The 26,964-nt window shown below is 55.8% G+C and carries 22 protein-coding genes and 1 pseudogene; 14 read left to right on the top strand and 9 right to left on the bottom strand.

Annotation, left to right across the window (positions count from 1 at the left end):
- Window positions 1–46: 46 nt before the first annotated feature.
- The 4 genes from nifS to QA637_RS30320 form a co-directional block, all read right to left on the bottom strand.
- A complete protein-coding gene (gene nifS, locus QA637_RS30335) occupies window positions 47–1,240 on the bottom strand; it encodes a cysteine desulfurase NifS (RefSeq protein ID WP_283067584.1) in 1,194 nt (397 codons plus the stop codon).
- The gene (locus QA637_RS31130; protein ID WP_428843197.1) at window positions 1,237–2,022 is read right to left on the bottom strand and encodes an iron-sulfur cluster assembly scaffold protein; all 786 of its coding nucleotides are present in this window, start codon (window positions 2,020–2,022) and stop codon (window positions 1,237–1,239) included. Before QA637_RS31130 ends, nifS begins: the two co-directional genes overlap by 4 nt.
- A 69-nt stretch (window positions 2,023–2,091) precedes the next feature.
- A complete protein-coding gene (locus QA637_RS30325) occupies window positions 2,092–2,412 on the bottom strand; it encodes an iron-sulfur cluster assembly accessory protein (protein ID WP_283067580.1) in 321 nt (106 codons plus the stop codon).
- Window positions 2,413–2,746: 334 nt separating this feature from the next.
- Window positions 2,747–3,292: a hypothetical protein gene (locus QA637_RS30320; RefSeq protein ID WP_283067579.1), complete on the bottom strand. Its 546-nt coding sequence runs from the start codon at window positions 3,290–3,292 to the stop codon at window positions 2,747–2,749.
- Between the two features lie 432 nt (window positions 3,293–3,724).
- Between QA637_RS30320 and QA637_RS30315 the strand changes: the two genes are divergently transcribed.
- A complete protein-coding gene (locus QA637_RS30315; protein WP_283067578.1) occupies window positions 3,725–4,420 on the top strand; it encodes a nitrogen fixation protein NifQ in 696 nt (231 codons plus the stop codon).
- A 45-nt stretch (window positions 4,421–4,465) separates the two neighbouring features.
- Here the strand turns inward: QA637_RS30315 and rpoN are convergent, their stop codons facing one another.
- Window positions 4,466–5,905: an RNA polymerase factor sigma-54 gene (gene rpoN, locus QA637_RS30310; RefSeq protein ID WP_283067576.1), complete on the bottom strand. Its 1,440-nt coding sequence runs from the start codon at window positions 5,903–5,905 to the stop codon at window positions 4,466–4,468.
- A gap of 73 nt (window positions 5,906–5,978) precedes the next feature.
- Entirely contained in the window at window positions 5,979–6,518 is a 540-nt protein-coding gene (locus QA637_RS30305; RefSeq protein WP_283067574.1) for a peroxiredoxin, read from the bottom strand.
- 735 nt (window positions 6,519–7,253) lie between these two features.
- Between QA637_RS30305 and QA637_RS30295 the strand changes: the two genes are divergently transcribed.
- The 8 genes and pseudogenes from QA637_RS30295 (at window position 7,254) to QA637_RS30260 (ending at window position 17,064) form a co-directional block, all read left to right on the top strand.
- Window positions 7,254–8,432, top strand: coding sequence for an IS256 family transposase (locus tag QA637_RS30295; protein WP_428843191.1), 1,179 nt, complete (start codon window positions 7,254–7,256; stop codon window positions 8,430–8,432).
- Between the two features lie 69 nt (window positions 8,433–8,501).
- Window positions 8,502–8,826, top strand: a pseudogene (locus QA637_RS30290) (IS21 family transposase); the annotation flags it as partial.
- Between the two features lie 851 nt (window positions 8,827–9,677).
- Window positions 9,678–10,670, top strand: coding sequence for a class I SAM-dependent methyltransferase (locus QA637_RS30285; protein ID WP_283067571.1), 993 nt, complete (start codon window positions 9,678–9,680; stop codon window positions 10,668–10,670).
- 59 nt (window positions 10,671–10,729) lie between these two features.
- Window positions 10,730–12,280 carry an aminotransferase class V-fold PLP-dependent enzyme gene (locus tag QA637_RS30280; RefSeq protein ID WP_283067569.1) on the top strand — a complete coding sequence of 517 codons (1,551 nt, stop codon included), beginning with the start codon at window positions 10,730–10,732 and terminating at the stop codon, window positions 12,278–12,280.
- 754 nt (window positions 12,281–13,034) lie between these two features.
- Entirely contained in the window at window positions 13,035–14,624 is a 1,590-nt protein-coding gene (locus QA637_RS30275) for a hypothetical protein (RefSeq protein WP_283067568.1), read from the top strand.
- Entirely contained in the window at window positions 14,611–15,396 is a 786-nt protein-coding gene (locus QA637_RS30270; protein ID WP_283067566.1) for a class I SAM-dependent methyltransferase, read from the top strand. Before QA637_RS30275 ends, QA637_RS30270 begins: the two co-directional genes overlap by 14 nt.
- A 1-nt stretch (window position 15,397) precedes the next feature.
- Window positions 15,398–15,817: a hypothetical protein gene (locus QA637_RS30265; RefSeq protein ID WP_283067564.1), complete on the top strand. Its 420-nt coding sequence runs from the start codon at window positions 15,398–15,400 to the stop codon at window positions 15,815–15,817.
- A gap of 134 nt (window positions 15,818–15,951) precedes the next feature.
- The gene (locus tag QA637_RS30260) at window positions 15,952–17,064 is read left to right on the top strand and encodes an MFS transporter (protein WP_283067562.1); all 1,113 of its coding nucleotides are present in this window, start codon (window positions 15,952–15,954) and stop codon (window positions 17,062–17,064) included.
- Between the two features lie 6 nt (window positions 17,065–17,070).
- Here QA637_RS30260 and phnF read toward each other — a convergent pair whose 3' ends face one another.
- Window positions 17,071–17,829, bottom strand: a complete 759-nt coding sequence (gene phnF, locus QA637_RS30255) for a phosphonate metabolism transcriptional regulator PhnF (protein WP_283067561.1) — start codon at window positions 17,827–17,829, stop codon at window positions 17,071–17,073.
- Between the two features lie 159 nt (window positions 17,830–17,988).
- Between phnF and QA637_RS30250 the strand changes: the two genes are divergently transcribed.
- The 5 genes from QA637_RS30250 to QA637_RS30230 all read left to right on the top strand — a co-directional run bounded on the left by QA637_RS30250 (window position 17,989) and on the right by QA637_RS30230 (window position 24,483).
- The gene (locus tag QA637_RS30250; protein ID WP_283067560.1) at window positions 17,989–19,491 is read left to right on the top strand and encodes an ABC transporter substrate-binding protein; all 1,503 of its coding nucleotides are present in this window, start codon (window positions 17,989–17,991) and stop codon (window positions 19,489–19,491) included.
- Window positions 19,492–19,743: 252 nt separating this feature from the next.
- A complete protein-coding gene (locus QA637_RS30245; RefSeq protein ID WP_283067558.1) occupies window positions 19,744–20,454 on the top strand; it encodes an ABC transporter permease in 711 nt (236 codons plus the stop codon).
- On the top strand, window positions 20,451–21,341 hold the full coding sequence (locus QA637_RS30240; RefSeq protein ID WP_283067556.1) for an ABC transporter permease: 891 nt from the start codon (window positions 20,451–20,453) through the stop codon (window positions 21,339–21,341). The genes QA637_RS30245 and QA637_RS30240 overlap by 4 nt, the downstream gene beginning before the upstream one ends.
- 12 nt (window positions 21,342–21,353) lie before the next feature.
- The gene (locus tag QA637_RS30235; RefSeq protein WP_283067555.1) at window positions 21,354–23,240 is read left to right on the top strand and encodes an ABC transporter ATP-binding protein; all 1,887 of its coding nucleotides are present in this window, start codon (window positions 21,354–21,356) and stop codon (window positions 23,238–23,240) included.
- The gene (locus QA637_RS30230; protein WP_283067554.1) at window positions 23,230–24,483 is read left to right on the top strand and encodes an alkaline phosphatase family protein; all 1,254 of its coding nucleotides are present in this window, start codon (window positions 23,230–23,232) and stop codon (window positions 24,481–24,483) included. The genes QA637_RS30235 and QA637_RS30230 overlap by 11 nt, the downstream gene beginning before the upstream one ends.
- A gap of 1,048 nt (window positions 24,484–25,531) precedes the next feature.
- Here the strand turns inward: QA637_RS30230 and QA637_RS30225 are convergent.
- Window positions 25,532–26,140 (bottom strand): CDP-alcohol phosphatidyltransferase family protein, encoded by a 609-nt coding sequence (locus QA637_RS30225; RefSeq protein ID WP_283067553.1) that lies wholly within the window; start codon window positions 26,138–26,140, stop codon window positions 25,532–25,534.
- Window positions 26,141–26,163: 23 nt separating this feature from the next.
- Entirely contained in the window at window positions 26,164–26,940 is a 777-nt protein-coding gene (locus tag QA637_RS30220; RefSeq protein WP_283067551.1) for a phosphocholine cytidylyltransferase family protein, read from the bottom strand.
- Between the last annotated feature and the right edge of the window lie 24 nt (window positions 26,941–26,964).

The raw sequence follows: 26,964 nt of genomic DNA, 5'->3' as shown, positions 1-26,964 counted from the left end.
CGCAGGGTCGAAAGAGTGAAGGCTTCATGAGCGGCGGCCGCATCTTCTATCTTGCCTTATCCGGATTGTGGTCTTCTGCACGTGCCTTACGACGGGGAGTGTCACGCATCTCCTCCACGATTCCGGGCATGACTTCGAGCACCCGGTCGACATCCTCCTCGCCGTTGTCGCGTGAGAAGGAGAACCGCACTGTCCCTTGTGCCGCCGTTTGAGGAATATTCATCGCGCGCAGGACATGGCTCGATTCCAGCGAGCCGGAGCTGCAGGCCGAGCCGGAGGAGCAGGCGATGCCATGGCGATTGAGTAGACGCAGCATGCCACCGCCTTCGGCGTGTTCGAAGGCGATGTTCGCGGTGTTCGGCAACCGGTCCAGCGGATCGCCGGTGACGAAGGCGTCTGGAACACGCTGGAGAACGCCTTTCTCCAGGCGGTCTCGGAGCGCTTTTACCCGTGTGTTCTCGTCATCCATGAATTTTGAGGCAAGTTCGGCCGCTTTGCCGAGTCCGACTATGCCGGGTGTATTCTCTGTACCCGCGCGCCTGCCGCGCTCCTGATGCCCCCCCTTGATCAGCGAGCGGAAGCGTACGCCGCGTTTTACGTAGAGCGCGCCGATCCCTTTTGGACCGTGCAGCTTATGGCTGGAGAGCGAAAGCATGTCGATTGCAGTCGATTTAAGGTCTATTGGAATCTTCCCGACCGCCTGGACCGCGTCTGTATGAAAAAGGGCACCGACCAGCTTGGCTTGCGCGGCAAGCTGAACCACGGGAAAGATTGTACCGGTCTCGTTATTCGCCCACATGAGCGAAACGATTGCTACATGCGCGGTGAGGGCGGCCCTGTAGGCATCGAGGTCGAGTCGGCCATAGTGATCCACCGGAATGCGGTGCACCTTGACGCCGCGGGTTATCTCAAGGTGCGCGCAGAGTGTCAGCACGGCCGGATGCTCGACGGCGGAAGTCACGATCTCTGTGCGCTCAGGCATCACCTCTAGCGCCGAAAGGATCGCCGTAGTGTCGCTTTCCGTCCCGCCCGAGGTGAATGCGATCTCATAATCGAACTCTGCGCCGATCAGCGCTTGCAACTGCTGGCGCGCCCTTCTCACCGCCACGCCGACGGAGGAGCCGAAAGCGTGCGTCGAAGAGGGATTTCCGAATTGATCCGTGAAGAATGGCAGCATGGCTTCAACCACTTCCGGATCGACCCGTGTCGTTGCGTTGTTATCGAGATAGATAGATCTCATGGCTGCATTCTCGGGGGGCGAGGAATGACGTGAACATTCATGTGCTCTGCCGCCCTGCTTGCGCGTGCAGTTGATGATGACCGAGGCCTGCAGACACGGGATCGAGGCGCGCGGCGGGGTGAGGGAGCTTGATCATGGCCGACGTTGACAAGGCTGCAGCCCCCGCAGCCCTCAGGTGAACGCATGCCCTTGACAGCTTTCCGACAAGCCGAATTTGCCGTATCGACGGCGGCCTTTGTTTTGCGTACAGGCCTCCTCTCACGTCGTGGCGCCTTCCGTGAACATTGCTGCATGGCCGCCGACAAGCATTTGCTCCACCGCTTTGGAGCCCGCGCCCCAGCCGCCAACAGGCTTCGTGTCGCAAATGGCCCGCTCGCTGGCAGTGAGGCAGTTGATACGGATGCCTTTCTGATCACGCCTTTATCGACACCAAAGCCTTTGCAGACGAGGGCGCCTGGCTCGTGATCCCAGGAGCGTCCCCTGCCGCGGAAATCGGCGCTCCTGGTAAAATTCACATCCGAACGGTGCGTTCTGTTCGGCGGCTGGCCGTCGATGAACCCCGCTTTCACCCGATGGATGAGGCGGTGCGCTTCGTCGGCAGTCGTTCCAATGATGAGTTCGGCAATCACTGACGAAGAGGGGATCGCAGAGCTGCAACGCAAAGACTGGGATTTCGCGGCTGTGACCGCTTCGGCAACAGGATCGACTGTGGTCATCAGTTCAAGCGTTTTGCTGCAGGAGATGGCGCCGGTCGCAGCGGCCTTGAGAACGCCGGCATTCATCGCGTTTAAAAAGTATTCCCCGACCATTTCCCAATAGTCCCACATAGGTTCGCTCACTATGTCAGGTGATCAGCCAAAGGACTTGCCGCAGGAGCACTTCTCTCGCGCGTTTGGATTGTCGAAGACAAACCCGGAGGAATCGACCCCGGTGACGAAGTCGACGGTCATACCGGCAATTTGGGGTTGCGAACCTGCGTCCACGAACACCGTAACCCCATCTGTCTCGATGACCACGTCGCCCTCACGCGCCAAGCTTTCCATTCCCATGACGTATTTGAAGCCCGCGCAGCCGCCTGCCTGGACCATGATGCGAAAACCTTCCACCGGCTCGGGGGCTCGGGAAAGCGCAGCTTTCATGCCGGCGACGGCATTCTCGGTGAGCGTGATCATGCGATGGTTTCTCCTCATTCCGAAGGGGTTTAGCGGGGTAACCGAGCAACCACCGTGCCAAGGAGAAAAGCATGTATAAACAACATCATGCTTTAACACTCTAGTGTCCCGTGTCCGACATCGTCGAACATGGGACAATATGGGGTGCGGAGGCCGGCCAATTCGCTTTGAAACCCGTACCGTCGTGTGGTTTGCCTACAGATGCTGGTCTTCGACTCGCCAGGGCCTTCCGCGGCGCTGTCAGGTGCGCGAAGGGGCCGCCAGGTGCGGCCGGTGTTTGACAATTAACGTAGACCTTGTGTGCCGTAAGGTTCGGCCTTGCGCATCGATCTCTTCACTCGGCCGAGTCCAGCGTCTCGAAGTGAAACGGGCCGCGTACACCGGTAGAAAAACGCTCAGCCGCATTGAGAGCTATTGCTAATCTTTCGCGAGGCGGAGAGTGGGAGCGGGCAAAAAGCGCGCCCAGTGCTATTTCTTGTCCGCATCCACAGGCGTCAAAGCCATCTACGGCCTCGCCAACCTGATAGTCGCAACCGATTTTGAAGAGCCGTCCGGCATAGCCGACAAGGAAGATGCCACCACGCTCGGCTTCGTACTGCCGCTGTGCGTAGCCACCATCTCGCAGACATTGGCGGAGCCCGTTCACAAAGTCGGTTACCATAAAAGCGTAGACATCAGTATCGGCATGCCTTTTTGGCAGCTCGAAGGAATGCGCCAACAACTGGCCCATCCTGAACGAGGTCGTAAAACCGAAGATGAAGTCCTGCTTGCGGAAGACCTTCCGATCGGCCCGGATGGTAAGGGAATGGCCGGCCACGCCAGCGCTGTCGCCGCCAATGTGAACTGACCCGTTGTCGATTAAACCGACAATGCACGTCATCCGCTGTGCTCCTCATATGGGCTATTCCAGCCTTCTGGATGTTGATTGTCGCGGCAATCAGCTCGACTGAAGCCACAGCGCTTGCGTCTGCCTCGAGTGTCAGTTGCAAGGATCATACCAAGCAGCGCCCAGCTCCCGTGATCGAAAGCGCGCTCGGGACTCCCGGTCCGTGTTAGGATGCCGACAGGCCTCTTCTAGACGATCGTATTCGGTGCAAGAGGACACGGGCGCTGTCGGCTTTTGTCGATTCCGAGACATCGTATTCGATCCATTTTCTGCTGCATGCTCATTTAAGTTGTTGAATACATCTCGGAATCAGTTCCGAGAGCTTTGCTACGCAGCTGGCACGAGTTTTGAAGGTCCCGTGTGACAAGGCGGCTGGAGCTGCCGACCGATATGACATCGGTCGATGGGAATGGAAGGACAAGCACCATGTCAGACCTGCGTCAGATCCGCGTTTTCTCGGGAACGGGCATCACCCGCGGAGTGCGAATATCCTATCGGCCCAGTCGGCAACGACACTCACAGTCGCCCAGCACCGGCGGATGGCCTCGTATGGACCTCGAGATGGACTTCGACGAACATGTGCTTGCCTGTGTCCTTTCGCGTGCGCTCGAGGAGATCGAGGCCGGCGAGGCGACGGCGACCGAGGCAACCGGTCTTTCGCGCGTCGAGTTGTTGGATATCCTGACCCGCAGTTTTCCCACAAGCCTTATCCACGGCTTCTCCTTGGAAGAGGTGACCGATCCCGAGATTGGTACGGAGGAGGAACTTCTGCGCGGACTGCTTCTAACGCATGCGCGGCCGGGCGACCCCGCGAGCGCCCGTTTTGCCAAGATCATCGCCCGGCGTGCCTTGCGCAATGACCATCTCTGGCAGGACCTCGGCCTCTTCGACCGGTCCGAGCTCAGCCGCTTGCTTGCCACGCACTTCCCGAACCTGGCGGCCGGCAACACCGGAAACATGAAATGGAAGAAGTATCTCTATTCCAAGCTCTGCGAGGCTGAGGGTTTTTCGCTTTGTGCAGCGCCCAGTTGCCGGGAATGCCACGAGTTCAAGGGTTGCTTTGGCTCGGAAGAGGGCGAGAGCCGCCTTGCACCGATCAAGAGCGGGACCGATTTGGACTAGAGCCGCTTTCGCGGGCGGTACGAGGCCGCCAGGGCTTGATCGCCATTAAAGGCCCAGCCGCTTTTCCCGGCGGCGTTGCACGGAGGTGGGGATGTTCATCGCCTCTCGATATTTTGTGATGGTGCGGCGCGCGATGTCGATACCCGTTTTCCTGAGTTGGGCCGCGATCTCCTCGTCTGAAAGCACATGATCGAGTGTTTCTGCGGTGATCATTGCCTTGATGCTATGGCGGACAGCTTCGGCGGAGTGTGCCTCGCCGCCTTGGGAGGAGGCGATTGCGACTGTGAAAAAATACTTTAATTCGAAGACGCCGCGCGGAGTGAGCATGTACTTGTTGGATGTCACCCGACTTACAGTAGACTCGTGCATGTCAATCGCGTCAGCGACGGTCTTAAGATTGAGAGGCCGAAGATGCGCGATGCCATGTTCCAGAAACACATCCTGCTGGCGAACGATTTCAGTCGCTACCTTGAGGATCGTCTTGGCGCGCTGATCGAGGCTGCGAACTAGCCAGCTTGCGTTTTGGAAGCATTCGTTGAGGAATGCCTGATCTTCTGAATTGTGTGCCGTCAGCCGAGAGACTTCGGCAAAATAGGTCTGATTAATCAGCACTTTGGGCAGCATGTCCGGATTAAGCTCGATTTGCCATCCACCTCCGGGTGAGGGCAGGACCCAGACGTCGGGTATGATATAGTCCGGACCTCCGGATTGGTATCGGTTTCCAGGCTTTGGATCGAGGGTACGGATTTCATGCAACATGTCGAGAATGTCGTCCTCATCGACACCACATTGGCGCTTCAGTGCCTGAAAATCGCGTTGCGCCAGCATCTCAAGATTGGCAACCAATGCTGCCATCGCGGGATCGAAACGGTCTCGCTGGCGCAGTTGTATCTCGAGGCATTCGCTGAGAGTTCGTGCGAATATTCCCGGTGGATCAAAGAGCTGCAAGGTTCCGAGAACCCGCTCTACATCGGCCTCTGCGACATTCAGCCTCCGGGCCAGTTCCAAAAGGTCTACATGAATATACCCAGTATCTTCCAGATGATCGGTAAGCTGGCTAGCGATCAGCCGCTCCTTTGGGGTGAATCCAGTAAGCGCCACCTGACGAGAGACATGGTCGTGCAATGTTTCCGTCGAGGCGGCAAACTCTTCGAGGGCGGGCCTTTCCCCCGCGGCAACATTGGCTGTGTCGCGGATTGATTTCCATTGCCTGAGCAGTTCCGTGGTCTCGGCCCTCATCGGCACGTCACCGTCTTTTTCGCGCGCGCCGATGTTCGGGTCTCCCCCCGAGACCGGCGACAGATCGCCCGCCGTCGCACAGTCGTTTGACGCCAACTCGAGGAACGGGTTCTTCTCTATTTCCTGCTCGACGAACTGATGCAGTTCGGCATGCGCCAGTTGCAACAAGCGTATCGACGCGATGAGTTGCGGCGTCATAACCAGCGATTGCTGCTGGCGTTGAAGAAGGCTTACAACGGACTCCATGTAGAGCGAAACTCCTGTCGAGCGACTACTGGGCTGTGCGTAATGGTAGCTGCGGGACGTTGGCTCCTTTAGGTCATGCGGCGGCGGGGGCCTTTAGCCGTTCAAGAACGTTCTGCGGAGAAGAGACGCCATAGGGATCGGCTTCGCAGTTGTCGGAGAAACCTTCCTCCTCGAACCACTGCTCGATCACGCCGTCATTGATTACGGCAGCGTAGCGCCAGGAGCGCATTCCGAATCCGAGATTGTCCTTGGCGACCAGCATGCCCATCTTGCGCGTGAATTCTCCCGAGCCGTCGGGAATGAGCGTGACCTTTTTCAGCCCCTGAGCCCTGCTCCAGGCGTTCATCACGAATGCATCGTTGACGGAGAGACAGTAGATTTCGTCAATGCGCTCCTTCTGGAACTCGGTGTAAAGGTCCTCGAAATCGGGCAGTTGATAGGTCGAGCAGGTTGGCGTGAAGGCACCTGGCAGCGAGAACAGGATGACGCGCTTGCCCTTGAAATAGTCGTCGGACGTCTTGTCTTCCCACCGGTACGGGTTTGGCCCCGCGATAGACTCATCGCGAACACGCGTCCGAAAAGTGACGAACGGGACCTTCTTTTTCACAGTCATCAATATTGCTCCTCTACTAGAAAAACGGACGCATCGCTCTCGATTGCGGCTGATGCGTACGGACCTTCGACCGACATTCCGGTCGTCGTGCAATTGCCATGCCATGTTATTGAATGCAGGAGGCGCACTGCTCTTGCATGGAGCAGCCTTGGTTTGCGCGGGAGGGTGGCCGCGCCCTCGCCCTCGCCAAGACCTGGGTTTGCATGCTTGGGGCTTTGTGTCCCGTCGTGTAGCCGCAAACCTTCCTGTCAGAAGCCGGACAAGAATGTCGGAAGCCGACCAAAAGTACCCCGGGGCCGGTCCATCGGTGCGGAGACGGTCGCCGTTCCAAGAATTAACCGGATGGGCTTCTAACACGCATCGCATCGATCTGAACGGCGAGAGTCTCCATCGAAATCAACGTCGGAAATCTTAACTCACTATGCGAATGAACTGACAACGATCACCGCCAGCAGACCCCATCCCATTGGGGCGAGATCATCCTGGATTCCGGGGCGCAATCATCTCGGAACAAAGGGGCGGCTTCACCGGAACCGGCGGCTACACGGCGCTTGCCGACTGCTTGCGCGACACTCGGCCTCCGAGCGAGCAAGGATTTGAGGTTCGCTTCGAGACACCGCCGGGCGAGCAGGCGCAGGTCGGGTCGAGATCGTGTCCCGTCAGGTGGTGTGGGTCCTGAGGATTAGGTGGCCATCAGTTTTTTCCGGCAGGGTCGGGTTGTTCAAGACCAACCTGATGGAAAGACCACCGATGACCGACGAGATGATGAACGTGCGCTCGCTTGTTGAGAAGAGCGCCGACGCGGATTTGTTGCGCGAGATGATTGGCTTTGCGGCCGAGCGGCTGATGGAGCTGGAGATCGGCAGCGCGACCGGTGCTGGCTACGGCGAGAAGAACCCGATGCGGCTCGCCCAACGCAACGGCTACCGTGACCGGGACTGGGAGACACGGGCTGGAACGGTCGAGCTTCGCATTCCGAAGCTGCGCAAAGGTAGCTATTTCCCGAGCTTTCTGGAGCCGCGTCGCATGGCGGAGAAGGCTCTGGCGGCGGTTATCCAGGAAGCTTACATCCAAGGCATCTCAACGCGTTCCGTCGACGATCTCGTCAAGGCGATGGGTATGAGCGGCATCTCCAAGAGCCAGGTGAGCCGCCTGTGCGAAGAGATCGATGTCAAGGTGAAGGCCTTCCTCGAAAGACCCATCGAGGGCGATTGGCCCTATCTCTGGATCGATGCCACCTATCTGAAGGTCCGGCGCGGTGGCCGCATCGTTTCCGTTGCCGTCATCATCGCCGTCGGCGTCAATACCGATGGCCGGCGCGAGGTTCTGGCATGGAAGTCGGCACTTCCGAAGCCGAGCCGATCTGGATCGGAATTCCTGCGTAGGCTCACGCGTCGAGGTCCGCGCGGTGTGAAGCTCGTCGTCTCCGATGCCCATGAGGGCCTCAAGGCCGCCGTCACCAAGGTTCTCAGCGCCACTTGGCGAAGATGCCGGGTTCACCTCATGAGGAACGTGCTGGCGCATGCCGGAAAGAGCGGCAGGCGCGATACATCGGAGGCTGCGAGCACCCAGTGGCGCAACGTCGCCGACCAGATACGGCCGAAAGTGCCCAAGCTCGCCGCCATCATGGATGATGCCGAAGAGGATGTGCTCGCCTACATGACCTTCCCGAAAGAGCACCGGGCCAAGCTGCATTCGACAAATCCGATCGAACGTCTCAATGGCGAAATCAAGCGACGCACCGAGGTCGTTGGCATCTTTCCCAACGACGATGCCATCGTCCGTCTCGTCGGCGCATTGCTGCTCAAGCAATACGATGAATGGGCGGTGCAGCGTGCCAGGTACATGACACTTGAGACAATGGCATCAATGAGCGATGATCCGCAAATCAGCCTGCCTGCAGTCGCACGCTGATATCCCCTCCGGCCCGCGCGGGAAACACGGCCCATTGCCGGAAGTTACACCACTCCCTGAGACACGATCCAGGTCGATTTTGCCCGGTGTCATGTCGGCTTCACCGATGAATCGACGACCTCGAGGATTGTCTGGTTGTTTTCGATGGTGCTGGGCTACAGCCGCCTTACCTGGGCGCGCGCTTCGTCATGCATCAGAACCTGCCGACCGTGGTGCGTTGGCACGTCGCTGCGTTTGAGGCGTTCCCGCGAGATCCTTTACGATCGCATGAAGACCGCGGTCTCCGGCGAAGGCGAGACAGAGGGTATTGTCTATAACCGTGCGCTTATTGATCTGCGCGTCACTACGACTTTCATTCCGGGCATGCCGTCCCTATCGGGCCAAGACGAAGGGCGCCGCTGCGGTTTCCCGAGGCGTGTGCCAAGCCGCGAACAGTTACAGGTCGCAACTTAAATGCTGGGTACTGTCGCAATGCCGACAGAATCGTATCGTCGCGAAAAATTGGAAACCTGCGCGGAAAGCTAACCCATTTAGCAGGAACGCTTTATCCTGTTGGCACGTCTCATGCTGCTTGGACTGCGAATTTTTGTCGTTGGTGCCGCACGGCAGTGGTTCCCAAGAAAATCGCGCATGTAGGACCAGGGATCGGGGCGGAGATGAGTAATTCCAATGCAAATTCACGACATTCATCACCCGATGGTCGCGGAACGCGTGTCAGTGCCGCGTGCCGCCCAACGCGGCTTCATTTCTATCTCGATCAGCCCGACCTCCTCAGACTGGCCTTCGGAGGCACGCCGACCGCAAAGCGGACGATATCGTCAATAAACTTTTGGCCCAGGCCGGGGTGCCGCGGTCTCGAGCGCCGCGACCGGCGATCTGGTGGGCGTACGGCTCTCATGCAGATACGCGGTGGGACGATGTCAAATGGTTCGAAACAGGTTGCGAGGCCGACCTTCGCGTTGCTGAGTCAATTTTCGAACGCCCCCTCCGTTGGTACCCGCTCAGCATGGACAGCGGGTCTAACCAGGAGGCGGAGCGATGCTTCGACATTTGGCAGACCCGCAAATGCGATAACGACACCGGCGTACTGTTGTTCGGTCTTGCCCTGTACATGGCATTGTCGATGCGAATCGAAGTCGAGGTAGCCGTTGCTCTTTGGCTTTGTCTGATCAGAGGTCGGTACAGGTCTTGCCACTGCATTGATTGGCCTGAATTGGAAATTTCTCTTTGACTGAGGTGTCGCGCATGCTCGGTTCTGTTCCACAGCGGCGACGAGGGCGCCTGGCTGACAAGCAGATAGGCGCATCATACAGCGCCTTCACATTGGGCGAGCCTCTTTGGGGCACGCTGGGCTTGGCTACAAATCTTCAGTGCGCCATCGGCGTCGCGTGCATGGCGGCCGCGCTAGCAGGCAAGTGGCGCTCAACGATTTGGAGGTGCATCTCAGTGAAGAATCAAAGCGCAATTGAATACGGCAACTTTGGCGACGTAGCAAAGTTCTATTTATCGAGGCCTCCATATGCCCATCGCCTCATCTCCATGCTTTCATCGTTTGCGAAGAGCTGTCAGACACCAAGCACAGTTGCGGATATCGGCGCCGGCACCGGGGCACTGACAATCCTTCTTGCCGATATGGGATGGATCTGCCGCGCAGTCGAGCCCGACGGCAGGATGTTAGAAGTAGGAAAATCCATCACATCGGGGCGGAACGACATCGAGTGGGTCCAATCCTCGGCTGAGGCGACAACACTCAGGTCGGCCGACTTTAGTTGGGTATGCGTCGGGAACTCATACCACTGGATGAAGCGTGAAGCTGCTCTTCGCGAGTTTCACCGTATTCTCAGGCCGGGAGGTATAATTTCCGTGATCTTCAACCTGTCGGACTTCGATGCTGACGATTTTCAAGCCCGGATCGAGGAAGAGATTCGCCGGAGGGCGCCCGACATTAAAAGAGCTCGGCCTCCGATCGAGGCAGCGATGGAAAAGTTGGAGGAAGACCTCGATTCCTCAGGTCTGTTTGAAAGCTGCGTGAGACTAACAGCGCGCCACATTGTCGAGATGAGCATCACCAACTATCTCGCATCGTGGAATACATCGCACGACCTTCGCAGCCAGATGAGCACAGAAGAGTGGAGCGATTTGCTGGCTTTCATTGAAGATGCTTCCAAAAAGCGAGGCCAACTTTCTCTTGTGTTCAAGACGAGCGCGTGGACGGCGGAGAAGCGGCACTCTGGGTGACCCGATCCAAACGATATTCTGCGGCTCTCTGTTGGACATTGATCACGGAGCCATTGTCTATGTCGATATACGAAGTCGAATCAGCCAGTGGCATCGCCCCGGTTCGCGCACTTATTGAGGAGTGGGGGATTGAGCCATTGGTCAATTGCGGCGGCGTCCGTACTCGATATGGAGGATCACGGACGCTGCCTGAGGCAATTGCGGAGATGGAGACGATCCAAAACCAATTCGTTGACATGGACGAACTAAACGTCGCCGCCGGCTCCGCGATGTCGCGACTCTTAGATGTGGAATGGGGTTTGGTTACAGGCGGGGCTTCCGCCGCAATAACGCTCGCAACGGCCGCGGCCATTGCCGGCCGCGACCCTTTCATCGCGATGTCGATGCCGTTTCACTGTCTGGAGCGTTCAATCGTGGCCCTGCCGAATGGCCACCTAAGCCCGTATGACATGGCAATCACAGGTGCGGGAGGAATATTGGTCGAAATCGGGGATATCGATGAGCTCTTTGCCGTCCGCGACAAGATCGCCTTAATGTTTTTTGTCGGCCTACGTGAAGCCGATGGCGCGATTACATTTTCTGCATGGCTGGAGGCGGCAGCCCGATTTGACGTCCCCGTCTTAGTCGACGCTGCATCTGAATTTCTGATTGGGCCAGAGCGTTGGACGCAGCGTGGCGCCGGCCTCGTCGCATATAGCGGCGCCAAGAGAATAGGTGGCCCAAGCGGTGCAGGTCTCCTCCTCGGCCGCCGTGACCTGGTGAAGGCCGCGACGCTACACACCGCACCCAACTTTGGGATCGGAAGAAGCATGAAGGTTAGCCGCGAGGAAGTTGTCGGCATGTTACGAGCGGTGGAACTAAACGCGAAGAATGGTTGCATGCTTTGGCAGCCAGACCGCGAGTTGGAATGCAGAGGAATGCTGGAATCGATTCGACTCGGGCTGTGCTCAATAGAAGGTGTTCGAGCCGAAGTTGTGGAGGGCACGCCAGCACTACCAATCCCGAGACTCAGGATAGAATGGGCGCCGAGCGCGATCACACGAAGCGGACCTTCCATCCTCGCCGCACTCCGGGACGGACGGCCAGCTATCGTCGTTGAAGAACAATGGGTAGCGGAGCACTCCATTACAATTGACGCGTTTTGCATGCAGCGCGGCGAAGAGGACGTTGTTCTCCGCCGTTTGGTCGAGGAGTTGGAGTCCCCACAGAAGGTGCAAGTCGAGCCGATTTCTCGCGGAAACAACTTAAGAAGGTCCGAGAGCTGCTGGACTTTGGCGACCTACTTCAATTCGTCTCCTCGCACGGGGCGTCTCGTCTTTTCGCAAGGGGACGGTCCTGTGCGAGGAGAATACGTTGATGACGATTTAATTGCGGAAGTACAAGGCTTTCGGAGGGGCGCCGTGCTGAACTTCTTTCTCAACACAGAGAAGTTCGGGAATCAGATCGTTATCAACTTTGTTGGCGCGGTACATGGCGACAAAGCAACTGGCACCGCCACATTCGGACGAATGCTTCCACAGAAGAACGCCTTCCTCCCCGACTTGAATAGAGACAAAATCCGTTGGACCGCAGAAAAATTGAACCCGGCCGGTCAGGACCGCGGTTTGTAAGCCGTGAAACCAGTGCGGAAACTCCTGATTGACAAGCCGCCCGGTCCCTCAGCGACGTGTGCGGATGCGGTGCAAGTTGAAAACAGTGTTCCTTTTCCTGGTGGTGACCCGAAGCCCGTGTCGCATCGCGGCTGCGTGCATACCGGAAGCTCTCGCCCCCTCGGATCGTGTGCATTTAGCCGGCGCTCCGCTGGCTCGCCGAAGCACGAGATGTGCAGACGGCAGGCGGGTTCGTCCGCGCTTAGCGCCCCTCGATGCAATCGGACAGTTATGTCGGTTTTGGTGATTTGACGACAGAGCTTTGTTTGGTCGGTTTTCGGATGTTCTTGGCTAACCTGCTGAAGGAAACCCAAGAACTTCCTTTTTTGATGCTGTGAACCAAATTGGCATGAATTTTGAGTCTGCCTATCGAGAGGCCGCGAGATCTGTTTGCGAGGAGCAACGCGATGGTGTTGCTGAGTAAGATCCTAAATGTGATGCGCTCTTACGGAGCATTCCTGCGCAGGGTGATGGTTCCGGCACTCGACGACCTGATTGGCTCCGGTGCGACAAAGGCCCATACAGACCAGTTCCCTCTAGATCTCATCGAGAGACATGGCCTGCAACTTGTCGACGTGCGCTGTGATGCTTTCCGATGGCACGAGATCGACGGCGAGGGCGGAATGCCAAGCGCATGTTGGCATTTTGAGTGCCTCTGCCAAGTCGGAGCGCCAGTGAGCCCGTGTCAGTGGCGTCTATTGCCGGGGAGTAGGCCATGATCCGCGCTCATTCAGAGATCGTTCGCACGAATAGCTTTTCCGCATCGATGGCTGATGGCGACGATTTGCTTCAAGAGGGGACGGCCGGTGACATTTTCCGGAAACTTGGAGCGGAACCGATAATCAACTGCACCGGCGTTCGCACATTGTATGGAGGCGGCAATCCAACTGAGGCTGTGATCGCGGCGATGAACTTGGCGAGCCGGGCTTTTGTCGATTTAAACGAGCTTGCAGAGGCGATAGGAAGGAAATTGGCCTCGCTTACCGGCGCAGAGTGGGGCTTTGTGACAGCAGGAAGTGTTGCCGCGCTATCTCAGGCGATCGCCGCGTGTGTCGCCGGCAACGATCCGGAGAAGATGAAAAAATTGCCGCTGCAACGCGGAAAAATGGTGGTAGTCGCCGCTGACCAGAGAATGCCGTACGAGGCCGCTATTCGAGCGGTCGGTTGCACCGTGACCGCCATCAAACGTGCTTCCGATCTTGATGACATGCCTTTAGAGGACATTGTTGCAATTTGCCTCGTTGGGCATGATATCCCAACATCCGCGCTGCCCTTCGAGCAGATGGCCAAGCGGGCCAAAGGCTATCGAATTCCTCTGATCGTAGACGCAGCCGGGTTGGCGCCCACCTTTCCAAACACTTGGCTCCTAAATGGCGCCGATCTCCTAATCCATTCAGGCGGAAAATATATTAGGGGGCCGCAATCAACCGGATTTCTCTTGGGCTCTAAGCGTTTATGCCGCGCAGCCTACTTGAACGGTCCACCCGGCCAGTCGTTCGGTCGATCGATGAAGGTCGGAAAGGATGAGATCGTTGGTGCGTACGTTGCCTTGGAACAATGGGTCGCAGGAGGAGAAGCGGCGCGCGCGATGAATCGGTGGCGCGCTTGCATTGCGGAGCTGGAACACGAATTTCTACGCTTGCCCGAGCTTTTCGTCGAGAGAATCGAACCAGATTCTGCGTTCTGTAATCCGCGGATTGCTGTTTCGTGGGATCGAGCGACATTTCCGATCTGCTCGCAGGTGATAGCCGAGAGACTAAGTCGAGCACTCCCGCGTATTATTTTGCATGATTATTGGCACGCACCTCAACGGATCGTTGTCGATCCAACCAATTTAACGTTAAACGAAGCCAAAATCGTCGGCCGTTCTATCGTCAGGGAAATTGCTGCCCCATCGGAACTCGCTGTTCTGCCAGCGAAGGAGGCGCTGAACGTATCAGGACATTGGGAACTCTCGGTTGAGTTCCTACACGGCGCTGCCACGCACGAATTCGTGCTGTTCCAGGACGGGCAAACCATTGCCGGAAACCATTTTGGCACCGAGGTTTCGGGAGTATGCCACGGCACCATTGTGGGACCGAGCTTAACGCTGATCTCACGGCTGCCCGGAGATCCCATGGGGTTGGACTATGAATTCGAAGGAATCTTGCACAGCGATTTGCTAACCGGCGTCGTGCATCTTGGCGCATCAACACCCAAACACAACGGCCTAAGCTTCAGGCGACAGTTCGGTCACGCGAATTGGAGCGGTCGACGCGTTGGCACATCGAACAACTCCAAAGGAGGAGACAATGCAAGTTGCTGACCGGCAGTCGTTCGGAATTTTCTCCGAAGTGGCAGAGACGTACACAAGGCGTCCGCCCTTTTCAAGGCGTCTTCTCAAAATGCTGGCCCATCAAACAAATGAGCAAGGCGAAAAGCCAACCTTCGCCGATGTTGGTGCTGGGACTGGCGCCATTGCTTACGCATTAGCCGACATCGGTCTTTCAGGTTATGCGATTGAACCTAACATTGAAATGGTCGCCGCGGGGCAGAGGCTTGGCGCAAGCTATCCGAACGTATCCTGGATCAACGCCGCCGGTGAAAAGACAAGTCTTCCCGACAGTTCGGTCGATTGGGTTTGCTACAGCTCCTCTTTCCATTGGGTAAATACGCGTGAGGCGCTTCAAGAGAGCATGCGAATTCTGCGGCCGCGCGGCTTCTTCACTATCACTTTTTTCCTCATGGACCTGGATAGTGACCCCTTCCAGATCGAAATCGAGAGTAGAATTCGCGACATGGCACCAGCCCTGAAGCGGGCGCGACCGCCGATCATGGCGCAGATGTCGACCTACGAGTCACTTCTCAACCAATATACAGGCCTCAAAAATTGCATCTCCCTCGCAACCACAGAGGCAATTGCGATGACTGAGGAGCAGTATGTTAACTACTGGGCCGGCTCGTATGACATTCCGAGCCAGGTTTCGCCGGAACTCTGGACCTCAATTCTGCAGATGATCGCCGAGACCTTTCGAGCCCGGCAACCCAGCAGTTTACGGTTCCGTTCTACCGCATGGCATGCTCAACGGGAGAGCTGAAATGCGGCAGAAGGGTGAACGCCTGAAAATCCGACGGGACCTGCTGGGGCATGTAGAGAAGGTGGCCGGCGATGCAAACCGGTCGCCTCAAGCCGGCATCCCGGGTTCTTGGATAATTGATTTTGAGATAAACGGCATTCGATCAACGGCGGGATTGGAGGTTTTGGAGGACGATGGCGCCCTTTCTGTACGGTTCCTGGAGGCCGGAACATCAATTCTAGGCCAGGTCCGTCATGCTGATCGCTTGTTCCTGCAGATAAGCTTTCGCGCCACCCACGATATCCTTCCTGCCAGTGGCATTCTCGAGGGATTTTTTCTTGGGGATGTTGCCTGTGGCCACATTTACGAAGCGACCGGGGAGGATATCCATCAAGCCAGATACATGTGGCGTGCGAGGCGAACTTCTGAAGTGTTGCACTAAGCCAGACGATCACGAATATGAGCACAGAGCGAAGTTGCGAGCGACCGTCTATCTTGCGGAACGAAAAATGTACTGTTGCTGCAATAGGCATTGCACTAATCATAAATTACGGCACATTATATTATTGTGTATCAGTGATTGTCAGCGACGTTGCTAAAGCATTTGCAGTGACGAGTGAATGGATATTTGCTTGTTTTTCCTTCGCCTTGTTTGCAAGCGCCCTGGTGTCCTTGATGGCGGGTCGGCTGATGGATACGCACGGCGCGGGCACCACGATGAAAGTCGCGTCTGTTGTAGGTGCGGCAAGCTTGGGATTGGCAGCAATCGCATGGAACGTCGCAGTGTTCGCCATCGCTCTATTTGGCATGCAAGTCGCGTCAGCATTTCTATTCTACGAAGCTGCATTCGTGTTTCTGGTGCAGCGAGATGTGGGACAGGCAAAGCGGCAAATCACTACGCTGACATTGATCGTTGGGTTTTCGTCAACATTATTCTGGCCGCTCACTGATTGGCTGCTCGCCTTGATCTCGTGGAGAGGGGTGTTCGCGATCTACATGGTCGCCGACATTCTCGTGGCTCTTCCATTGATCGTATGGGCGGTCGGAACAGGCTCCGTGCACTTAACCAGCCGAAATGACGACCATCAACGGCAGGTCAGCTCGGCACACCCTCCCAAGATGATAGATGTGGCATTAATCGCGATCGGTTTTTCTCTCACGACGTTCATCTTGTCGGCCTATCTTGGCCAGATGATCCCCATCCTTTCATCACTTGGTCTCGGCGCCACCGCACCATGGATCTCAGCGCTATTCGGACCGTCGCAGGTGCTGATACGTTTCTTTGCTGCGTCGTTAACCAGTACGATGCCCCCAGTGAAACTTACCCTCCTCTCGAGTATCCTGCTTTCGGTGGCTGGACCCATCCTTGAATTGAGCTCTGGCACCGTTTTTGGAGCAGTGATTTTTATGGTCCTGCTTGGATTTAGCTCCGGCCTGAATAGCATTTGCCGTGGAACGCTTCCGTTATCTGTGTTCGGAAGCCACGGTTATGGCAGGCGAGTGGCGTTGATTACCGGCGTGAGATTGCTGACCGCATCGGTTGCGCCGCTCGTTTATAGCGTCATACAGCAACAATCCGGGGCAACTATCGCATTGGCGGCTCTTACCGCCTGCGGCCTGGGAAGTATACTTGCCTTCGTGCTTCTCGCCGCCCTGCAACCCGTTAGCGATGGTAGATTGCCACTGTAGGCCCAGCTATAAATCCTCAACCACAAGCTCAACCCGATCTGACGACCAGCGGGTTTCTGAATAGCTAATCGGATGCAATTCCAAGTCGACGTCTACCTTTCGCGTGATGAGGACTGGACGTGAAGTCGGTTGAAAAAGACGCCTTGCCTCGTCCTCCGTCGGCGGTCTTGAACTGATGCGGGTGGTACGTCGCATATAATCGTTTATTCCGAATGATCGATAGGTATCGGTCGTGCTTTTGAGCTCAGCATAAACACGTGCGACATCCGGAAACCGGGTCGCTGAGAAATAGACCTCGCTGAGCGCAATAATAACTCTCCCGGCATATGAGTCGACAAAGATCCTCGTCACAAGCTCATCATTAGATAGCGATAGCGCTGCACGCACCTCCTCAGGCGCAGCAATCGTTTCGCTTCCAGTGATTCGATAATTTGCTTCGAGCTGCTGATCTTTCAGATTTTGCGTGAACCGCGTGCGCTCCGAGATCCGGTAGTGAATAACTTGCTCATGAACGAATGTTCCACGTCCCTGTTCGATGCGAACAAGTCCCTTGGCTTCAAGTTCCGACATTGTCTGTCGAAGAGTATGTCGCCCGACGTTAAAACGCGCCATCAATTCTGGCTCGGTGGGAAGCTTTGATCCTGCCGGATATTTTCCTGCGATCAGCTCCTCCGCAAGAACAGCCTCTATTTGCTTCCAGACAACGAGTCCCCGACGTCTTCCGCGGGTCTTTTGACCATCATTCGGCTTCATCTCATTCGACATCCGCTACTCCAAAAAATACAAGCAAAAAAATTCTTCATCCCTGTCACACTCTCGTAATCATCCGGATGTTTGATCCTGTCGTCTTTACGACATACAAATCCGTGGCGGAGTGGCTGCCTCGTCGTTGGTTTATATACGATAAGTATCGGGGGAATTTTTATGTTTAGTCGCATGTTTAGCGTGCCTGTGCTCACGCTCGGATTGATCGCAACGGCGATGCCGGCGTTCTCTGCAACGCTTCGAGTCGCGCATAACTTAGGATACGGCGGGCGCGAGTCAGTAGACCCTATTTCGCCGGTAAGATTTTTCCCTATAAATCAGATGCTGTACGATCCACTAGTGTGGCCAGATAACAATGGAAAGCCCAGTCCGGCGCTGGCAACCTCATGGTTCAACTCTCCCGACTTTCGAACGTGGACTTTTACCATCAGGAAGGATGTTCGGTTCCATAATGGGGACGCCATGACGGCACGGGATGTCGCCTTCTCACTTCAGCGAGTTCTCAGCCCGAAGTTAGCGAGTCCCGTAAGGTCCGTTCTCAGCTTCATCGAAGACGTAAAGGTCATCGATGCTTCTACAGTTGCCGTCCACTTGAAGCAGCCCCACGCCGATTTTCCGATCGTGCTCATGGACTACCGCGTTCGCGTTGTCTCTGCAAAGTCGCTAGCTGACAATACTGACGCGATATACGACAGCGGTATCGGGACAGGCCCATTCAAGCTTCAAAACTTGGATCCCGAAGGCACCACAGTTCTGGTTGCAAATCTGGATTACTGGGGCGGAAAGCCGGGCGTGGATGAGGTAGATGTAATCGCAATCCCCGATACGGACGCACGCAATCAAGCATTGTTGGCCGGTCAGATTGATATGTCAGAAGTTACTGGAACCGAAGAGAGACTATTTGGCGGTACCAGCAACTTTGTAGTTCAGAAAATCCCGGCTGGGGCATGGAACCCGATCGTCATGCGGACAGACACGCCGCCTTTTAATGATCCACGTGTGCGAAAGGCTCTCAAGTTGCTCGCAGATCGCAAAGCGCTGCTCCGTTCGGTGCTCGGCGAAGAAAACGGAATTGTGGCCTGCGACGAGCCAGTCTGGCCGGGAGACCCCTACTTCGATGCAGAAATTAAATGTGAGCCCGACCTCCCCATGGCAAAGAAGCTGCTCAGCGAAGCAGGTTTTGCTGACGGATTAACGCTTGATCTCTATACGTCGTCAGTCGAACCGAGCATGATCCCTCTTGCAGAGGCGTACCAAGCGCAAGCCGCTCAGGCAGGTGTTAACATCAATGTTCGCGTGGTCCCTGCCGATGGATACTGGACCAATATCTGGCTCAAACCAAATTATCCGTTTGTGGTTGGCAACTGGGGACAACGGCCGGCGGATCAGGTCCTGAATGAAGTTTTTCGCTCAAATGCAAAGTGGAATGAGTCGGCTTGGAACAGGCCGGACTTCGACAGCCTCCTGGACGAAGCGCGCAAGAGTGGGAGCTTCGACGAACGGAAAGCGGTTTACGGGAAGGCTCAGAAGGTGCTTTCGGAAGAAGGTGGCGCATTCGTGCCTTTCTTCAAATACGAGACTCGTGTCTACAGTCTTGACGTAACACATGTCGATGCGGTGCCAGATATTCTTATGCGCTGGCAGAATATCGCCAAACAGTAGAACGGTAGACTTGGCATCATGCTTATCCGGGCAGCGCTGTCGCGTATTGTGACCCTCTTTTTGACACTCTGTGTATGCTTCGTTGCACTCGAGGCATTGCCCGGAGATGCATGCACAAGCTTTCTCGAGCAAGATGCACAGGATTCTCTGTTGCTTAACAATTGCCGGAGTCAACTTGGCCTTGATCAAACTTTCCCATATCGGATCGGAAAGTTGATATCGGGGTTATTTCATGGTGATCTAGGAACATCCTTGGCAAGGAACCGACCTGTTGCGGAAATCCTAGCGCCACGGCTCCTGAATACCTTTCTTCTCGTAGGGTTTTCGGCCCTAATTGCGATTCCGATCTCTTTTGGGTTTGGAATAGCTGCGGCCGTGAAACGCGACTCTTTTTTTGACATAGCCTCCTCAGCATTAATTATAATGGCGATGGCTATACCGGAGTTTGTAATAGCCACGATATTAATACTAATATTTTCGATTTTTCTTAGAATACTTCCAGCTGTTTCGATAATCTCAGGAAACGACACAGTTATACAGATTCTTGCAAATGCCGCCTTGCCGATCGGTGTTCTTTCTATAGTTATGATCGCCCACATTATGCGAGTTATGCGTACCTCTATGATAGATATCCTTGACAGTGACTTTATAAAGGTTGGAACATTCCGCGGCCTTTCTTTCTCGCGGCTCGTATTTCGCCACGCCTTACCGTCTGCGCTTCCGCCAGCGCTCAATGTAACCGCTATGAGTTTGGCGTCTCTCTTGGGTGGCGTAGTCGTCATCGAGCGAGTGTTTAACTACCCCGGACTCGGCACGTTAACACTTCAAGCAATTCACGACAGGGATATGCCTGTGGTTCAAGCGACCGTGATCATCTTCACAGCAACTTATGTCGGGCTCGGGATGCTGGCCGACTTCGCCTCATCACTTGCAGATCCCAGCCTTCGGAGAATTAGGGTATGACCACATTTGCTGTCATGGTCTCAAGAGCAACTGATCATACAACGAGAGGATTCTTCAAGTTCGTCCGGTCTTTAATTTCCACACCCTCGGGAAGCTTAGGGGTAACACTCGTTGGGGTGCACCTACTGGCAGCTTTTTTCGGAGGACTGCTGGCATCGCACGATCCGATCCGCCAAGATTCGACGCAAATTCTTACAGCTCCGGGTTTCGATCACATCTTCGGAACCGATCAAATGGGAAGAGATGTTTTTTCCCGAACACTTGTCGGCGGACGCATCGCCATGGCTATGACAGGGGTGAGCGCGATTCTCGCAGTGGGCTGGGGTGCTGTTGCAGGGATCGCGGCGGCAATGCGGGGAGGTATCGTTGACGCCGTTCTAATGCGCTTAGTCGAAGCCGTCGGCGCTCTACCCTATCTTCTTTTCCTTCTTTTGCTTGCAAGTATCTCATCCGCTGGGGTTTACGCTCTAATTCCAGCACTCGCTTTGTTTTACGGAACAGCGGTGGTTCGGGTGGCAAGGGCGGCAACTCATGCAGTCGTTTCTTCGGACTTCGTGGCAGCCGCACGTGTGCGTGGTGAGACGAGCAGGCAAATCTTGCTTCGAGAGATATTGCCGAACGTCCTTGACGTTATAGTCGTAGACGGGGCTCTTCGATGGTCTTCGATGCTTCTCGGCTTTAGCTCACTGTCCTTCTTAGGTTTTGGTGTGTCACCCCCGACACCCGACTGGGGACTGATGGTCTCCGATGCGCGCAACGTCCTGTCCGTTGCGCCGTGGGCTGCACTATGCCCCTGCGTGGCGTTGGCATCGCTAATACTTGGCTTCAACTTTCTTGCCGACGCCGTGGCCAAATCTATCGGAATCGATCGCTGCCTGGCCATTTAGCGGAGTGAACTGATGCAAGAAGCACCTCTTCTTAAGATTGAGAACCTTACGGTTGGCTTGGCCAATAGCAAGGGTCGTCCGGTTATCAAGGATATCAATCTTGAGATCTTTCCGGGCGATACGATCGGTATCGTAGGCGAGTCAGGTAGTGGGAAAAGTACTCTCGCGTTGACAATGCTTGGACATTTCAAAGGTGGCCTCAAGGTGGAGACGGGGAAGGTGACGCTCGCAGGCATTAACGTCCTGAAGGAGACTGTCGCCCGGCTCAAATCGATCTATGGCAACGTGGTCGGTTACGTCCCGCAAAATGCAGGAAAATCACTTACGCCGTCGAAAAGAATCGGCCGTCTGATAGAAGAGGTCCTTGAATGCAACACGGGTCTTCCAAGGCCGCGACGTCGCGAACGGATGTTGAATTTGTTACGCACTGTGCAACTGCGGAACGTCGAAGACATCGCGCAGCGCTATCCCTATCAATTGTCCGGAGGGGAGCAACAAAGATGCGCGATAGCGCTGGCGCTAGCCGGAGATGCGAAGCTTTTGATTCTCGATGAACCGACTTCGGCGCTCGATGCGACTACTCATGATGAACTCCTTTCGACAGTGAGACGTCTTATTTTCGAAAAACAGCTTGCGATTGCATGTGTCACACATGACATGGGAGTTGTAGCGCGGCTGTGCTCACGTGTTGCGGTCATGTATGCGGGTTCGATTGTGGAAATCGGTAGTAGCTCCGAAATACTCAATGCTCCACAGCATCCGTATACTCAAGGCTTGATTCAATCGATACCAAAGCTGGCGCACAGTTGGCTCCCCGCCGCGATAGCAGGGACGCCCCCCAGCATGGGCGTCCCTATTTGCGGTTGTGCCTTTGCTCAGCGATGCCCCGTCGCCATACCCGAGTGCTCAGTTAACGAACCACCGATATTATATTCTAAAGCGAGCCTTCTCCGGTGTCACAATCCACAGCCGCAGATATCACCTCAGGTTTCAATGATGCGGCTTCATAATGTCATTCAATCGCGACCGGGCAAGTCCTTGCTCGAAATCGACAAGCTCGTGGTACGGCACCTAACCGCAAAAAGTCTGTTTCGCAGGCGCGCGATGGACAGGGCGTATCGGGGTTCAGCAGTGCTGAGGGATGTGTCTCTTTCAGTCCGTGCTGGGACCATCGTCGGGGTAATAGGAGAATCAGGATCTGGAAAATCTACTCTTCTCAGGGCTATTGTTGGCGAAGGACTCATCGAGAGCGGTGAAATCAAATATCGAGGCGAGGCGCTCCCGTGGCGAAATTCGTCGCGATCGCTTGAACTTCGGCGGCAGGTCCAACTGCTTTGGCAAAATCCCCACGCCGCACTGAACCCTCGTCAAACGGTCTTCGAAGCAATCGCGGCGCCGCTACGTCTTTACTTTAATATGTCACAATCGCAGCAGTCGGATCGAGCCCTCGAGTTGTTGGAACTCGTGAGGCTTGGAAGGCAGCATCTCGATCGCAGGCCTAACCAATTATCGGGAGGGGAGGCGCAACGTGTTGCTATCGCCCGAGCCTGCGCGGCAACCCCCGATTTGATGTTATGTGACGAGATTACATCCGCATTGGACGCGTCGGTCCAAGCGGCAATTCTCACCCTAATTGAGACCATCAGTCGGACCACCGGGGCTGCGTTTCTCTTTGTTTCGCACGATCTCGCGGTAGTGCGGGCGATAGCAGATACGGTGATCGTGCTTAGAAATGGCGAAATCTGCGAGACAGGTTCGACTGAAGCCGTCCTTACCAGCCCAGCACACCCGTATACTCGATCCTTGATCGATTCATTCCAAGCCGACAACCGTAGCCCAAGGGAACAAACCCTTTGTTCGCTGCAGAAGCATAGGAGAATGCACGCATATGGCGAGTAAATCAAAAATTATACTTATTCTGATCGACGCTCTTGGCGCAGAATATTTTGCACGCAATAGGCATCGCCTTCCATATTTGAGCAAATTAGCTGATAGTGGTCTTTTTATTGAGAGAATCAAACCGGCCGTGCCAGGAACGTCGCGGCCCGGCCGAGCGACGATTCTGACCGGACAAGACACCTCGATCAACGGCGTATATGGCAACTCGATCCTCCTGAATGACGAATTTACCCCCGTCTCCGGCTTAAACATCAAGGCGACGACAGTTGCGGAGATCGGGCAAGCCTCCGGTCTCGACGTTGCCGGTTTAGGTTTCGGCCTTCTGCGGCCAGATCATACCGCATGTCACATCGATCCTTGGTGGGAGCATGTCGCTCTCAAGTCAAACATTAAGATTCCAAATTCACGCAGCTCGAAGACCATGGCGCCGATTAGACGCGATCCAGATGGTCGATTGGCGGGTGTTCTCGATGGACCGGCCATCAGTTATGGCCCCCAGGAATCTCCGAACGGCATTTTGCACTCCCAAATGATCGGAATGGCGAGTGACCAACTTATGTTGCAAGCCGCCGGGGATTTGGCATGCAGCGATACCCCTCCGGATATCATTATCACCGAGTTCTCTGTAACAGACACTATTCAACACTATCATGGCTTCGAGTCTGCGGCGACGACGTGGGCTTACCAAGCCGCGGACATGGCGGTCGGTTTGCTTCTTTATCGGCTGGAACTGGCAAAACGTCTCGATGATTATGTGATCATGATCACAAGCGACCATGGTCAAGGCCCTGTGCACACCGCCATCTATCCTGGTTTCCTTCTTCCTAATCATCGATGGAACTCAGAAGGTGCATCTCTGCACGTAGCTACAGAAGATGAAGACGATAGAGCTCGCGTGAACGAACGGTTGTCGCAGTTCGGCGTTGCAGCGCTTGACGGAAAACACCTTCCAGAAGAGGCCCTTGCCCGTGGAATCGTGACTTACGCTGCACCCGACGGTTTCGCCTTTGAAAGCCCGAATGATATCAGCGCTCCTGTCGGCGAACCAACAATCGTCTCGACACATGGTCTCAGGCCGGGCAATGCGCACGATGATGGAATGGCGATCATCATAGGCGGTGACGCAACCGGAAAAATAGATCGTGCGGATCTGAGAATTTTTGCACCGACCATCGCCGCCTTGGCTGGTTTGCGGACCTTTGACTTCCCTGTCGCACCTATAACTCTTGGGAGGTTGGATTGAGCCCAATATATGGGAAAGAACTGGGATCGAGACAGTGTGGCTCTCGTGAGTTCGCTTTGGTCAACGCGCAGGTTGTTCTTCCAGACCGCGTGGTGCGAGGTGGCCTTCAGATTCACGACGGCGTGATAGTCGACATAAACACGGCTACACACCGCGGAGGCGATGCGCACGCTGATTTCGAAGGAGACTATTTGATCCCGGGTCTGGTCGATCTTCATACCGACAACATCGAACACCATTTCTTCCCGCGACCCGGAGTGGAATGGCCTTCTGCTCATTCCGCGGTCCTTGGAGTGCTCGAGTCCTCGCACGAGAGAACCTCCTTGATGTTCTCACCTCAGATTATGTGCCAGCAAGCCTCCTTCAATCTGCCTTCGATCTGACGTCGCAGCGACTCAGCCTATGCGAGGCTATTGCATTCGTTAGCTCAAAGCCTGCGCAGATAGTTGGATTTGCATGACCGCGGGAGAATCGCCACGGGCTGTAGAGCTGACCTTGTCCGCGTGCGCCTCTACTGAGGCGTGCCGCAAGTCATGGGGGCCTGGGTGCAGGGTAGGCAATGTCTGAGGCCGAACGGGAGCCGAATGCTTTCGACTCGAAACTAATGAAGCGAGCGACAGCACGGCTTTGACTGGCCGCCCTCGGTGCAGCCGGTTGAGCGTTCGCTCCTTCATGGCGAGATCCGCCTGAGGGCACATGTGCGTCGTGGCGGGACCTTAATGACCCAGCCATAGGGCAATGATGCTGATGTGCGGCGGTGGCGAGTGCCAAACCAGAGGTGGTGTCAGGCCCCACCTCGTGCGCGTGAGCGCAGCCAATCTTTTGCCACTCGGCGAACTCATCCAGGTCGACGAAGGCTTCTGCCGCTGCGGTCATTGCGGCGATCACTTCGGCGCTCGGATTACTTGCATCGTAGTTCGTCCGAACGCCGCCGCAGTTGATCACCGGTTGAACGCCGAGTGACCTGTAGACCCATCCTGGCGTTTCGGGATCGAATTTGTCGAACGAATGCGGGACTTCAGAGGCGCGGACCGACGGCATCACGGCATCACAATGCTCCCCTGTGAAGGAGAATCGCTGAAGCCGCGATGGCGAATACAGTGATCAGCAGGTACATGACCTTATTGGGGGAAGGCACGCGAAACGAGGCTACATGAGCAATGCCGAGTGCGATAAACGCGACATCGACAGTCAGAACGAACGCGTCCGGCTGCAAGATGTGCCGGAACAGGAGCAGTGCCGCCAGCAATGGAATGTCGTACGATAAAGGCACACCAAGAAAGCGTCCGTCACTCGATTTCCCGAAATTCGCGAAGTAGCTCAGGCGGATTGTCCCGGCTAGCAGCAGCAGCGTCGCAATGAAATAGGAAAGTCGCGAGACATTGTTCAACTGAACAATGATCACGGCCGGGAGGACCGCCCCGTAAATAATATCGCCAAAGCCATCGAGGCTTTTTCCCATCTTTGCCATATCAGGCTCACGATTGCGGGTCCGACCGGCGACGACACCGTCGAGGTGGTCGGCGAGGACCGCCCACAAACCAGCGGCAACAGCGAGATCAAGGCGCTGGTCCACCGCTAAACAAAGCCCAACGGACGAGCATAACAGGCCGAACATCGTGATCGCATTGGCCGGATCCACGAGATAGCGAAGCATTGCCCTTCTCCTCGACCCAGCCGCTAACACGCGATTTCGCGGGCGTTCAGGAACATTGCCGCTGCAATGCGCAGATCGTCCTCATTGTCGATCTCATACCACCTGACGTGGTCACATCTGGCAGCGGCGATACGCAAGTCCTTTCTCTGCACCAGGTCGGAGATCAACTCTTCGGTATAGGACTTTACGGCGCCACAGTAGATGAGACCGTCGAGATGCGGGACGATCGTCTCGCGGAGATCAGTGCCGGAAAAGCGCATCAGATTCATCGTCTTAAAGAGCTGCGGCGGCCCGTCAATCAGGTTGGCGGCCGTCTGCTTCATCCGAACTTCGGCGATGTAGTCGTTCTCGGCCAGGACAACAGCAGAGCCTTCCATCGATGGGTCGAAAGGTGCGACCGCGGCGACATTTTCTGCCTCCCGCATTTCAAGATGACGAAGTGCATCCAGCTCGAAAAAGACATCCCCTTCGAGGAGGTAGGTGTCGCCGGACAGCAGGGCATAGCGCGCCAACCAGAGGGAGTACGCGCTGCCGGTCTTGTCGAAGACCGGAGACTCGACATAGTTGATTTCGAGATTACCGAAGTGGTTGCCGCAGGAATACTGAATAGCATCCTTGCGGTAGCCAACGACGATGGTGACTTCCTCGACGCCGACAGCTTCAAGGTTGCGCAGCGCGTTGTGGAGGATGGGGGTACCGTTGACTTCGACGAGCGGCTTCGGCCGCAGGTCGGTCAAAGGCCGCATGCGAGATCCGCAACCTGCGGCGAGTATGACTGCCGTCTTGGGAGCATTCGTCATCCATGTAGTTCCCTTCTGTTGGCG

Source organism: Sinorhizobium terangae, from assembly GCF_029714365.1.
In the GTDB taxonomy this organism is placed as follows: Bacteria; Pseudomonadota; Alphaproteobacteria; order Rhizobiales; family Rhizobiaceae; genus Sinorhizobium; species Sinorhizobium terangae.
The sequence above is the reverse complement of the archived record's forward strand: the minus strand, read 5'-3'. Positions and strand labels throughout refer to the sequence as shown.